We start from the raw sequence: 13,444 nt of genomic DNA on the forward strand, positions 1-13,444 counted from the left end.
TCTTACTTTTTATTAAACTAAAGTACCCGTTACTTTAAGTACATTTCTTAACACATTAATCATTAACTTCCTCTGGTTTCTCAATCCTTTTACAATCAAAAGTGTGTGATCCTAATAAAGAATACAGTTTGTCACTGAATTTGCTAAACCCTCTTCCCACATATCTACCTACATATTCGACCCTATTAACATGATATTTTCCTTCTTCATCTTGATAAGCAATATATTCATATATACCGTCTTTTTTAGTCAAAGTGAATCTATAGCTTTCTTGTTTATCCAACAAACTACTTTCGATTTCTTCACAAAAACTCTGTCTTAAAAGTCTTTGCATGTGTTCATCGGCAAGGTCCTGTAAATAAACATTTACTATGAAATCATCAGTCGCTTTTAATTCATTTAATAGAAAAAGACTTTTCTCCTCCGAACAACCAATATTTCCAATTACTTTGTCCAAAGCAATTGTATAGTTTTGTCCATTATAAGAATAGTAAAAGTTTTTTAGGGGTAACTGCCGTTGTTTAAAAAATGTTTTTTTATCAAAACTTAGCATACATTTCCCTCACCTTCATTTTATTTACATATTTATTTCCCTTTCACCTATATAGAATAAACCCTTTTAATTTGATCGGTTTGTTACTATATATATGTTTCTTATTCCATTTGAAATACTTCTTATTTTCCTCATTTCTATTCAAGAGCATTTTAGTATGAATACCTTAGTTTACATTTCCAAATAAATATAAAATGCAATATTCTTTACTATGAGAACACCTCATTTCTCTTTGATCTAAACATTGTAGTGCTACTGCATTTCCATATAGTTATTTTAATAAATTTGATTTTTAAGTACCCCCTAATCTGGTGTTAGAAGTTATGTCTCAGAACTTCCATTTGAAAGAACTCATAGCACGACATATCATACGTGAAAAACTCCTCTACTGAGAGGGTTTAATAGCATATTCACACGTTACAAATTATTTAACATGATTGCGTGGAAAGTAGACTTTCAATTTAAAGAAACCCCACTATATTATAAATGGGGTTTCAGTCTTCTTACTTTATGTTTAAAATGCTTGATTTACATTATATGTTTTTGTGTTTATATAAGGTTAATCAAAAATTCCAATATCCTTATCAATTATTTACGTTTTCTTCCACGTCTAAAACATCCTGAATGGCTTTTAGCGATTCTTTGTAGTTGGTAGCATATGTTTTACCGAATTTTTCTTGTTTAATCCCATCACTCAATAATTCATCAATAAGAATCGAATCATAAGCTGTAAGTGTTCCTTTTAAAACTTCTGACTTCTTTTTACCTCCAAATAATTTATGGAATTTATGATTGTCTTTAACTCTAATAATATCATTAAAGAATGAGTTTTCTCTTGCCAAGGCTTTTTGGTACGCAAATGCTAAATGTTCCTTTTTAAAATCAGTTACAAGTGAATCTTTCATATAGTTCTGAATCTCTCTATCTGTTGCAATTAAATCAATGTAAACAGCATCATACACATATTCATACCCAAACGACTGCAAATAGTTGTATTCGTCTTCTTTATAAGACAAAACTGATGTACTTTTAGGTTTATATCTAATGTCTGTAGCTGTAACCTCATGTTTTTCACGTAAACTTTTTAACATTTTATCAATCTTACCAACTTCACTTACGTTTATCGGATTATGTATTTCCCTTTCATATTTATCTAGACTAACTGCATTTACAACATCCATGTGTCTAATGATTCCTTTTTCTTTCATGTCTTTCAACACTGATTCTATATGTTTCCTAATTCTTTGTGTTTCTTTATTAACTGCATCCCAAAACATCTCATATCCATTTTTTTTATATTTATCGTCAAGATTTTTATAATAAGCTTTCTGTTCATCAGAAGTTACTTTTTCAGATGCAAAAAATAATATATCACTCATGACTTCTAAATCACGGGCAAGCACCCTATAGGTTGCCGATGGTTTCCTGTTAGGATTTTCCAAATAAATCAAAATTAAATTTTGAAGAATTTCTTTATATGGCATCTGGTCTTGACCACAATTAGAATAATTTTGTAATTGTTTCCTTTCAATTTCTTCCTCTCTTTTACCTGCTAGTCTGTACCTATTTTTCTTATCAATTTTCACAACTTCAACAATATGCCATTTCTGTTTAGCAGTAGTAATAGTTGAATCTTTATGTCCACCCAACTTTTTATACTTTGCAAAGTATTCCTTACATTTTTCTGTTCCAAACATTTCTGCAAATTCTGCAACCGTTACTATCATTTCATCATTATAATTTGTCATTGTTTTTAATTACCCTTTCTCATTTCATTTAAGGATAGGAACTCGGATAGTATAAAAAGAAATATATATTAATACCCTAGTTCCTATCCTACGACATTCCACTAAAACTCAATCAACATCTAAGTATGTTCAGCGACTTTGGTACTTTGGTCGCAACAATGTGAAACCTGCGAAAGCAGTTTTACATTGCTTGTCAAAGTACATAATAAACCTCCTACTATGTATACATTTTAAAATTCATCTTTTCTCTATACCATTTTTCTACCTCATAAATTAAATAGTTAATATAAAAACATTAACTATTTAATCTTATTATACTAAATTTTCAGAAAAAAGTCAAAAAACATGCTATATACACTATTGATTTTTATAAAAAATATGATAAAATGAATTTTTCATTTCCAATGAATATTTCACCTAAAACTTAATTCGGAATATTTTTGATAAAATAACAATTTTATTAACTAACTAGGCAGGGATTTCATAAATGAAACAAGCATCAAAGACATTGAGTTGTACTTTGACGCTTCAAAATAATAACTATGTGTAGGAGTGGAAGTGCTACCTTACTTCTTATTATATAAGTCAACTCATTTGGTTGTTAATAGCCCCTACCACTGACACGTAGAATATAATTATATATTTGCGTTTATGACAGACTCTTTTTCACTGTTAATGATAATCCAGTTAATACTTTTATATACTAAAAAACAGGGGATTTCCCCCTGTTCTTAAAAATAATATTTAGCAATTATTTAAATTTATTTTCTTTTATCAACCGAAACAGTTAATGTTCCTAAATCTTCATCTCCTTCCTCATATTCTGCTTTGTAAGTTATGCCATTATGAGAATATGAAAGATTCTTTTCTTGCAATATTACTCCATTCCCTAGACCTAGATGCTCTAGAGCAATTTGTTTTCTTTTCTCAAGTGTGAGAGTTGAATCAGTTAACTCGATTAAATTAATAGACGCTATCAGAAGATCCATATTTCTATCCAAATTATTCTTTTTTGTAGCTCCTATTACTACTGCATAAGAAACCTTGCCAGTATTCTCATCAGTATTTGCACTAACAAATAAAGCTCTATTAATTTGTCCATTATGACGAATACCAATTACAGTTGGTTTTTCTTCAATATCGGTAATAACACTTAATTTTCTACTTGTACTATTCAGAGAATTATTCCACTGCTTTTTAAACGTGTTCCAATCAACATCAAATATTGTATTATTATTAGCAGTTTCTTCTACATTTTCTTGTATTTCACTAAAATCCGTTATGGCTAATTTATTTACCAACTCTACAGTCAGTTCTAAGTGTTCTATAGACTTTAATAATACTTCACTATTTCTCTCTAATTTTTGGGTCTCCATTTCATCAGTTTTACTTAATTCTGCTGTGGCTAATTTATTTATTAACTGTACAACAAGCTCTAAATGCTCTGAAGACCTCATTAATGCCCCGTCGTCTCTTTCTATTGAACCGTTTCTAAATAATTTTGCACTAAAACTTAATTCACTATATATATCTAACACTAGTGAATGATAATTTAGAAATTTATTTGGTACTTCCTTGTCTTCAATGCGTTTATTATTATCTACAATTACATTTGCTACTCCAGCCACCCTAGATGCAAATTCTTTGTTTCCTATAATAGAAGGATTTTTAATCATTGTTTCACTTAATGCTTGTATAGACTTAATTTCTGTAGCTATGCCTTCCGAAAAATTCAACATATCATCAAGATATTTCGTTACATTATCTGTACTATTTATATCATTATTAATATTATCACTCTGAACTTGCACACTTTCCGCCTCTACATTCGTTTCTTTTTCTCTATCTTTTTGATCCGCTTCAGCAGAACAACCCAATAATATTCCAGATACGCATAATACAAATCCCCATCTTTTCAGCATTCGAACCCCCTTTTCTTGTAAACGCTACCACATAAATAATACTGATATTATATAAAAATGGTAGAAATATCAATATCAAACAAAATGAGTTATCATTTCAGTCTTGGTTATTCGCTATAGAGATATAACCTAAATCTAAATACTTTGTTGTTACAGCTAATTCAGAACAACCCAGCATTTTACAAATCAACGCAACACTAGCTCCTTTTACGAAAGTTCTTAGCAGACGCACATCTATACACTTATTATTCGTAATGCTAATTCAGTTCTGAGAGTTGGATAATACAATAACTAGCACTCACATTGTTTATAAATAATCACGTAAGTTCTTTGCCACCGTTTCCTCATCTAAATACAAATATCTACTTGTTGTATGAAGACTATCATGACCGAGTGCATGTGATACTAGATTAATATTTGCACCTCTTTTTATTAGATTTTGAGCGTATAAGCGCCTTATGCTATGAGCGTTTATGTTTTTCAGCCCATATCTTTTACTATACTTGTATAAATTTTTAGCAATTAAATTCGATGGTGAAACGGTATTTTTAATCGGTGTTGCTGTGCTTGTTAAGAATATGTTTGTATTTTTCTCTTTGTACTCTCTTCTCATTTCTCTATTTACTTCAATTAGCTGATGTAGAAGAGAACACATATCATCATCTAAAGGCAGTTTCAACGCTTTATGACTTTTCATAATATCCCCCGTCAAACAAAGAGCTTGATTGTTAAAGTCAATGTGCTTTTCTTCTAATAAGCCAAGCGTTGTAATGCGAATGCCCGTCTTGTACAAAAGCAAAACCGCTACACTGTCTCTAAATCCTGAGTATGTAGCCTTATCAAGTATTGACAATAAAATGCTTAGTTCACGCTCATTAGATGGCTGTTTAATGCTCTTATCCACTTTGATTTTGATGTTTTTCCAATATTTAGATTTAATCCATCCATTGTCATAACAACGTCCTAAAATTGCTGTAAGGGTCTTTAAACGGTTGAGCTTAGAAATATCTTTAATATCACCAAGAATCGATAAATACTCGTAAATCTTATCTGCATTGATTTCATGTATATACTCCACCTTTACCATTTCAGCAAAGCGTTTAAATTGGTAATGATAATCCTCAATTGTTCGCTTTCGTAATCCATTTAACTTCATCTGTTGATTAAGTACGAGCAATACATGATGAATTGTAATGTTCTTAATACTCTTATCATTCATAATGGGCATATACAGCTTATCTACTATGCTCTGTTCTTCTAGCACCTCTCCCATTTCTTCTTTTTGTGTTTTAATCGTTAAAATTTTTGCATCAATATCTACATTGAAATGCTTCTTTGGTCTAACCAACGCAAAAAGCCTCCTAACATTTTAGTTAGAAGGCAAAACTATGGTATTTCTTTTTAATTCTTTCCGATGTTTTTTCCACTCTTAATCAAATGTGATTTTGTTTACTGCATCGCGGTCTAATTTTTTAATAACTTCAACCATTAGCTTAACAGCGTTATCGTAGTCATCACGGTGTAAAATACCTGCGTGTGAGTGGATATAGCGTGTAGCAATACCGATTGATAAAGCAGGCACACCATTTGCAGTTACATGGATTGAACCAGCGTCTGTACCGCCACCAGCCATTGCTTCAAATTGATATGGGATATTGTTTTCATCCGCCACATCTAAAACAAATTCACGTAAACCACGGTGTGATACCATTGAAGCATCATATACAACGATTTGTGGACCTGCACCCATTTTACTAGTTGACTCTTTCGGTGTTACCCCTGGAGTATCTCCAGCCACACCTACATCAACTGCAAAACCGATATCTGGTTGAATTTTATGTGTTGCTGTTTTCGCACCACGAAGACCTACTTCTTCTTGTACGTTCCCAACAGAATATAGGATATTCGGATGTTTTTCATCTTTTAATGCCTTCATGACATCAATTGCAATTGCACAACCAATTCGGTTATCCCATGCTTTTGCTAATAAGTATTTGTCATTTTTCATTACATTGAACTCGAAATAAGGTGTTACCATGTCACCAGGACATACTCCCCACTCAAGTACTTCTTCTTTTGAAGCAGCACCAACATCGATAAACATGTCTTTAATGTCTACCACTTTGTTACGCACATCTGCTGGTAAAATGTGAGGTGGTTTAGAACCAATTACCCCAATAATTTCTTCACCTTTACGAGTTGTAATTGTTACACGCTGTGCAAGCATTACTTGGCTCCACCAGCCACCAACTGTTTGGAATTTGATGAATCCTTTTTCATCGATTTGTGTTACCATAAAGCCTACTTCGTCTAAATGGCCAGCAACCATAATTTTAGGGCCGTTTTCATCGCCCACTTTTTTAGCAATAACGCTACCTAAATGATCTGTTTCTACAGTATCTGCGTATGGTGCGATGTATTTTTTCATGACCTCACGTGGAGCACGCTCATTACCTGCAATCCCATTCGCGTCTGTTAAATCTTTAAACATTTGCAAAGTTGAATCTAGTTGTGTCATCCTTTTGCCTCCTACATTTTGTATCTCATCTATTATACTTCGTTTACCGAAATATTCCTAGTGAATTTGTCTGAAAATTGGTGTTTTTTTTACTCTTTAGTCTAGTAAATTAATAGCCATTACGTTGGCGATTATAATTTTCTTCATTTTTTTCAATGTATGCTGACACAACATCCTCAAATGTAAAACCAAGGTTATACGCAAGTAACCCATAGCATTGCCAAATCGCTAAATATCTATCCTCTGTTGGATGACTAATAAACGTTAATATATAGTCCTGTGTCATTAAAAATGTTTCTGTTAAATCGCGTTTTTCCTCAACAACAGGCCATTTTTCAATAGACGTGTACCCTTTTAATAAACCTAGAGATAAAATAAAATGAATCGAATCCACATACTCCTCTAAAATCACAGTACGCTCTGACGGCCCTTTCGTACTCCAAAATTTAAAACAACGCGTCTCATTAGCAAGTTCCGCTAGTTCTACCATTAAGGCGAGGCCTTTTTCTTTAAAAACATCTCGTTCTATTTTTTGTGTAGTTTCAATAAATGCATCTAGTTCTTTTTGCATCGTAAATAATTGTTGTAAATTCATTTTTTTCTCCTAAATTTCTAAAAAATATTTTTTAAAAAGTGAAACTAAATGTCTCCCCTAATCGTATAGGTAGGAATAACCTTTCTTCAAGGGGGAATTTTAAAAATGTTACCGTTACTTATTCGACTTGCTGTGATAGCGCTTATAATCTATGTATTCTATAAAGCGATTCGATATATAACCGATCCTAAACGAAAACTCGATGAAGCCTATGAAAAAGGCCAATATTACTTTTATGATGACGTAAAAAATGTTCGAAAGAATTTCTTTATTTCTTTTAAAGGTGCGCTTTTTGAAGGTGAAAAATACTTAGGTACAACAGAAGATGCATTTGAGGTTGTTACTATTTTTGTTGGCGCTCGCGATGCCGCAACTTTACAAGGGTTTACAAGGAGTGACTTCGAATATCTCCAGCAAGAAATTTTATTTAACTACCCTAACGCGAAAATCAACTGGAAGCAACCCATTGAACAGCTTATGCGTAACACATCCTCCACATGAAGGATGTGTTTTTTGCGCAAAAAAATACCCCTTAGCTGTGCCAGTCACTCACACAATTTATGATTTTTACGAGAACGCACGCTTCCTAAGATCTATCGGCGATTTTTCTGATACTAACGGCGATTTCAAAGAGTTTATCGGCGATTTCCCCTGTTCTATCGGCGATATTAGTAGGGGTATCGGCGATTTCCAGTGTGCTATCGTTTTTAATGTGGAAAGCCTCTCTATAAAGAGCTACCCCATAATTGCACAATAATAAAAATTTGAATAGCCGCAATCAACGGGAAGCCAAATGCAAAGCTATTATGGCGTGTTTTATGACGGAATAAATACATACCTAACACACCACCGACTGCACCACCTGCAATAGCAAGTGTAAATAATGTACGCTCCGCAATGCGCCATTCATGCTTTTTAGCGCGTGATTTATCCATACCCATCATGACGAGCAATACGATTGAAACAATTGCCATATAGGCAAGTAATGCTTGAGCCATTAAAACAACCTCCTATGTAAAAAGACTGATGAAAGAACCTCACCAGTCTTAACTATACACTAATCTATTTGCCCCTGTCGCTTACGCTTTCAAGGCAGAAACCTTATTTTGCCCCTGTCCCTTTGCTTTCGGGGCAGAAACCTTTTGCCCCTGTCGCTTCGCTTTCGGGGCAGATACTTTATTTTGCCCCTGTCGCTTACGCTTTTGGGGCAGATACTTTATTTTGCCCCTGTCGCTTCGCTTTCGGGGCAGAAATAAAAAAGAGCGACATAGTCGCTCTTTTTTATTTAGCTACTGCTTTTTTAGCAGCTTCTGCTAATTGTGTGAATGCTGAAGCATCTGTTACAGCTAAGTCAGCTAACATTTTACGGTTAACTTCGATACCAGCAACTTTTAAACCGTGCATTAGACGGCTGTATGAAAGACCGTTCATGCGAGCAGCTGCGTTGATACGAGTGATCCATAGTTTACGGAAATCACGTTTTTTCTGACGACGGTCACGGTATGCATATTGACCTGATTTCATTACTGCTTGGTTAGCAACTTTATATAATGTATGTTTAGAACCATAGTAACCTTTAGCTAATTTCAATACTTTTTTACGACGTTTGCGCGTCACTGTTCCGCCTTTTACGCGTGGCATATGAATTACCTCCTGCTTTTCATTAAAAAATGAATATTAGTTTATTTTGTGTTGTCAATCATTTCATGTAAACAAGTAATGATTTGATGCGTTTGAAGTCACCAGATGATACAACTTTACCTTTACGTAGGTGACGTTTTTGTTTCGTAGACTTGTTTGCGAATAAGTGGCTTCCATAAGCACGGTCATATTTTAATTTACCTGAACCCGTTTTTTTGAAACGTTTCGCAGCTCCACGGTGAGTTTTCATTTTTGGCATGTCGAATTCCTCCTAAACTGTTCGTCTAATATTATTTCTCGTTCTTTGGTTGAAGAACTAAGAACATGCTTCGGCCTTCCATCTTCGGTTTTTGTTCAACCGTAGATACTTCAGCACAAGCTTCAGCAAATCGATCTAATACACGTTGACCAATGTCTTTGTGTGTAATCGCACGACCTTTGAAACGTAGGCTACATTTAACTTTATCACCTTTTTCAAGGAATTTAATCGCATTACGTAGCTTCGTTTGGAAATCATGTTCATCGATTGTTGGGCTCAAACGAACCTCTTTCATCACGATAACTTTTTGATTTTTACGAATTTCGCGGTCTTTCTTTTGCTGTTCAAACTTAAATTTACCATAGTCCATGATACGAGCGACTGGCGGCTTGGCTTGAGGGGCCACAAGGACAAGATCCAAGTTTACACGAGTGGCGATTTCTAGCGCTTCGTTACGTGTCTTTACACCAAGCTGGTCACCATTGTGATCGATTAATCGAAGTTCACGTGCGCGAATGCCTTCGTTTACATACATGTCTTTGCTAATAGTAATCCACCTCCAAGTAGTTGTCGCGAATACATGGTTTGGGCAAAGCCTTGCCCGGTTGAACGGTACATCCTCTTGTCATGTCCATAAAAAAAGGACGGACATTTTTGAAGATGTCCGCCCGCTATATGTGCATGCGTAAGTGTACGCAAAACAATTCAACGTGTCATACCTGTTCACAGCCTAAGCGTTGTATCAGGTGAGAAGCGGGCAGCCTCTACTTCAACCACAAACTTTGTATTCATTAACCTTAATCATATTAGCATGTACAAATTAGATTGTCAAATATGTTTTTTACAATCTCATCATTAATATGTGCAATCCATCGAAACTTTATTCCAAATATAGCACAACGAACGAAGTTTATCTAATCATTTGTACTATTAAAAACGTGCAACCTCAGCTTTAATATTCGCTAGGAAGTCCTCGAAAGAAATTGTTTCAGAATCTTTTGAGCCATAACGACGCACGTTCACACCGTTTGCCTCAACTTCTTTATCCCCAATAACAAGCATGTATGGGATCTTTTTCATTTGTGCTTCACGGATTTTGTAACCAAGTTTTTCTTCACGGTCATCCATTTCAACACGTAAACCTGCTGCTGTCAGCTGTTCTTCGATTTGTTTTGCATAATCGAAGTGTGCTTCGTTCGATACAGGAATAACCTCTACTTGTACTGGCGCTAACCATGTAGGGAATGCACCTTTATATTCTTCAATTAAGAATGCTACGAAACGTTCCATTGTTGACACAACACCACGGTGAATTACGACTGGACGGTGTGGTTTACCATCTTCACCTACGTATGTTAAGTCAAAGCGTTCTGGTAATAAGAAGTCTAACTGTACAGTTGATAATGTTTCTTCTTTACCAATCGCTGTTTTTACTTGTACGTCAAGTTTCGGACCATAGAACGCAGCCTCACCTTCCGCTTCGAAGTAGTCTAAGCCAAGCTCATCCATCGCTTCTTTTAACATGCTTTGTGCTTTTTCCCACATTGCATCGTCATCGAAGTATTTTTCTGTATCTGCTGGATCACGGTAAGACAGACGGAATGAGTAATCTTTTAAATCAAAGTCTTTGTATACTTCTAAAATTAATTGTACAACTTTTTGGAACTCAGCTTTAATTTGATCTGGACGTACAAAAATATGTGCATCATTTAAAGTCATCCCACGTACACGTTGCAATCCTGAAACCGCACCTGACATTTCATAACGGTGCATTGTACCAAGCTCAGCAATACGTAAAGGTAAGTTACGGTATGAATGCATGCTGTTTTTGTAAACCATCATATGGTGTGGACAGTTCATCGGACGCATAATTAATGTTTCATTGTCCATTTCCATCGGTGGGAAAATTGAATCTTGGTAATGATCCCAGTGACCAGAAGTTTGATAAAGCTCTTTTGAACCAAGTACTGGTGTGTAAACATGTTTATAACCAAGAGATAATTCTTTATCGACAATATAGCGTTCAATCACACGACGGATTGTTGCCCCATTTGGTAACCAAAGTGGTAAACCTTGCCCTACTTTTTGAGAAGTTGTGAATAACTCTAATTCTTTACCGATTTTGCGGTGATCACGTTCTTTTGCTTCTTCTAACATTTGTAGGTGATGCTTTAATTCTTCTTTTTTGAAGAAAGCAGTACCATAAATACGTTGTAGCATTTTGTTATCAGAGTTTCCTCTCCAATAAGCACCTGCTAATGAAAGTAATTTGAACTCACGTAATTTACCTGTTGACGGTACGTGAATACCGCGGCAAAGGTCGAAAAATTCACCTTGGTAGTAAATAGACACTTGCTCATCAGCTGGAATCGCTTCAAGTAATTCTAATTTATATTCATCGCCAATTTCTTCGTAAATTGCTTGTGCTTCTGCACGGCTTACATTTTTACGTTCTACCTCTAGGTTTTCAGCGATAATTTTTTTCATTTCTTTCTCAATTGCTGGTAAATCCTCAGCAGTAATTGGTGTTGGCGCATCAATATCATAGTAGAAGCCACCTTCAATAACTGGACCAATGCCAAGCTTCACTTCTGGGAATAAACGTTTAATCGCTTGTGCTGTCAAATGGGCAGTTGAGTGACGAAGGATTTCTAATGCTTCCTCATCATCTTGCGTAATAATCGAAATTGTTGCATCTTCTTCAATTGGAGTTTTTAAATCTACTAATTCCCCATTCACTTTACCTGCATATGCTTTTTTACGAAGTCCTGGGCTAATAGATAATGCGACATCATCCGTAGATGTACCTTTTGCAAATTCCTTTACAGCGCCATCAGGGAACGTTAACTTAATCATTTCTGACATTTTTTTACACTCCTTAAATTTGGTTGTTTGTATGATGCATGATGAATCAGTGGACGTAATATTTGTTTCAACTTGAGCAATAAAACCTGAAAAAACAAAAAAGCCCCGTCCCTCACAAAAGGGACGAAGCGTATGCTCGTGGTTCCACCCTTCTTCCTTCCGACAAAATAGTCAGACGAAGCTCAAGGCTAGCTAACGGGCTAGGGACCGGCGAAAGATATTCCCTTTCGCTGCTCAGTAGGTAGTAAAATATGTGCCCAAACTAGGAAGCTTACAGCCGATGACTTCCCTCTCTAAAAGCTGTTACACAAATTTCATGTCCTCATCATTGCATTGACATATATAGTATATGAGACAGTATACGCTCGATTGTCGTAAAATGCAACTGCCAATGTTACAAACGTCGATTTTTGCCACGCATTTCAATTGGCTCTGTTAAAGCTTTAATTCGTTCCATAATACGTCCAGCTTTTACAACCTCAATATCGCCTTTTTGGGATTGCGCTAAATGATGTTCTAATTCATCATAATTAAAATTAGATGTAATGAACGTCGGCAATTGCTCTGCCATTCGATAATGGAAAATAGTTCCTAAAATTTCATCGCGCGTCCAAGCCGACATCGTTTCCGCCCCTAAATCATCGAGCATCAACACTGGCGCCTTTTTCACATAATCTATTTTGTCATTTAACGTATTATCACCGATAGCATTCTTCATTTCACGTAAAAATTCAGGTACGAAAACGACTACTGAACGAATCTTCTTGGAAGCTAATTCGTTAGCAAGTGCTCCAAGCACAAACGATTTTCCTACACCGAACTTTCCATATAAATAAAAACCTTTCGTAGGAAGCTGCCCAGTTTCCTCCGTTTTCTTAACAAAATGTGCTGCTCTCTGTGCAATGAGCACACGAGATTCATCGTCAATCATTAAATCTTGGATTGTAGCTTGTAGCACATCTTTTGGCATGTGCATACTAGCAATCATATTAGCAACATCACGACGTTCTTCCTCACGTACCTTTTGTTCACAGCGTACGTAATCAATTTCTACTGTATTGCGTACGACACGTAATGTTGGAATAAACCCTTTTAAATAGTTCGTACAGTGAGCTGTATTATCGCAGCCACAGCAAACAGTAGATTGGCTAATAAATTCATGAAGCTTAGGTAAATTGCGTTCGACTGCATCGTAGCTAAGCTCTTCTGCATGCTCTGCTAAAAAAGCTTGTACTCTAGGGTGTTCTAAAATTTCTCTACGCATCGCATCATATCGCTCTTGAAATGACGGTACATTAATTGCTCTTTTTAATGGCTTGTTAATTGGTTCGATTGCCATTCAC

General features: G+C 35.3%; 13 protein-coding genes and 1 other annotated feature. Of the genes, 1 reads left to right on the top strand and 12 read right to left on the bottom strand.

Annotated features, from left to right (window positions below; genetic code table 11):
- Positions 1–55 precede the first annotated feature (55 nt).
- The 6 genes from FH508_RS17795 to FH508_RS17820 form a co-directional block, all read right to left on the bottom strand.
- Positions 56–553 carry a hypothetical protein gene (locus FH508_RS17795; protein ID WP_172772383.1) on the bottom strand — a complete coding sequence of 166 codons (498 nt, stop codon included), beginning with the start codon at positions 551–553 and terminating at the stop codon, positions 56–58.
- A 584-nt stretch (positions 554–1,137) separates the two neighbouring features.
- Complete coding sequence (locus FH508_RS17800; RefSeq protein ID WP_172772384.1) at positions 1,138–2,301, bottom strand: hypothetical protein; 1,164 nt, start codon at positions 2,299–2,301, stop codon at positions 1,138–1,140.
- 761 nt (positions 2,302–3,062) lie between these two features.
- The gene (locus FH508_RS17805; protein ID WP_172772385.1) at positions 3,063–4,223 is read right to left on the bottom strand and encodes a hypothetical protein; all 1,161 of its coding nucleotides are present in this window, start codon (positions 4,221–4,223) and stop codon (positions 3,063–3,065) included.
- A 307-nt stretch (positions 4,224–4,530) separates the two neighbouring features.
- Entirely contained in the window at positions 4,531–5,571 is a 1,041-nt protein-coding gene (locus tag FH508_RS17810) for a tyrosine-type recombinase/integrase (RefSeq protein WP_228134140.1), read from the bottom strand.
- Positions 5,572–5,652: 81 nt separating this feature from the next.
- A complete protein-coding gene (locus FH508_RS17815) occupies positions 5,653–6,741 on the bottom strand; it encodes a M42 family metallopeptidase (protein WP_172772386.1) in 1,089 nt (362 codons plus the stop codon).
- A gap of 109 nt (positions 6,742–6,850) precedes the next feature.
- Positions 6,851–7,336 carry a dUTP diphosphatase gene (locus FH508_RS17820; RefSeq protein WP_172772387.1) on the bottom strand — a complete coding sequence of 162 codons (486 nt, stop codon included), beginning with the start codon at positions 7,334–7,336 and terminating at the stop codon, positions 6,851–6,853.
- A gap of 105 nt (positions 7,337–7,441) precedes the next feature.
- Between FH508_RS17820 and FH508_RS17825 the strand changes: the two genes are divergently transcribed.
- Complete coding sequence (locus FH508_RS17825; protein ID WP_172772388.1) at positions 7,442–7,837, top strand: sigma-w pathway protein ysdB; 396 nt, start codon at positions 7,442–7,444, stop codon at positions 7,835–7,837.
- Positions 7,838–8,061: 224 nt separating this feature from the next.
- Here the strand turns inward: FH508_RS17825 and FH508_RS17830 are convergent, their stop codons facing one another.
- From FH508_RS17830 to dnaI, 6 genes are all read right to left on the bottom strand, one after another.
- Complete coding sequence (locus FH508_RS17830) at positions 8,062–8,334, bottom strand: DUF1294 domain-containing protein (RefSeq protein WP_172772389.1); 273 nt, start codon at positions 8,332–8,334, stop codon at positions 8,062–8,064.
- Positions 8,335–8,617: 283 nt separating this feature from the next.
- Positions 8,618–8,977: a 50S ribosomal protein L20 gene (gene rplT, locus FH508_RS17835; protein WP_069513715.1), complete on the bottom strand. Its 360-nt coding sequence runs from the start codon at positions 8,975–8,977 to the stop codon at positions 8,618–8,620.
- A 58-nt stretch (positions 8,978–9,035) separates the two neighbouring features.
- Positions 9,036–9,236: a 50S ribosomal protein L35 gene (gene rpmI, locus FH508_RS17840; protein WP_024363825.1), complete on the bottom strand. Its 201-nt coding sequence runs from the start codon at positions 9,234–9,236 to the stop codon at positions 9,036–9,038.
- Positions 9,237–9,267: 31 nt separating this feature from the next.
- A complete protein-coding gene (gene infC / locus FH508_RS17845) occupies positions 9,268–9,771 on the bottom strand; it encodes a translation initiation factor IF-3 (protein ID WP_024363824.1) in 504 nt (167 codons plus the stop codon).
- Between the two features lie 95 nt (positions 9,772–9,866).
- Positions 9,867–10,012: a sequence feature (ribosomal protein L20 leader region), on the bottom strand.
- Between the two features lie 154 nt (positions 10,013–10,166).
- Positions 10,167–12,101, bottom strand: coding sequence for a threonine--tRNA ligase (gene thrS / locus FH508_RS17850; protein ID WP_172772390.1), 1,935 nt, complete (start codon positions 12,099–12,101; stop codon positions 10,167–10,169).
- Positions 12,102–12,495: 394 nt separating this feature from the next.
- Positions 12,496–13,434, bottom strand: coding sequence for a primosomal protein DnaI (gene dnaI, locus FH508_RS17855; RefSeq protein ID WP_228134521.1), 939 nt, complete (start codon positions 13,432–13,434; stop codon positions 12,496–12,498).
- Positions 13,435–13,444: the final 10 nt, after the last annotated feature.

This window comes from Lysinibacillus sp. CD3-6 (assembly GCF_006351725.2).
In the GTDB taxonomy this organism is placed as follows: Bacteria; Bacillota; Bacilli; order Bacillales_A; family Planococcaceae; genus Lysinibacillus.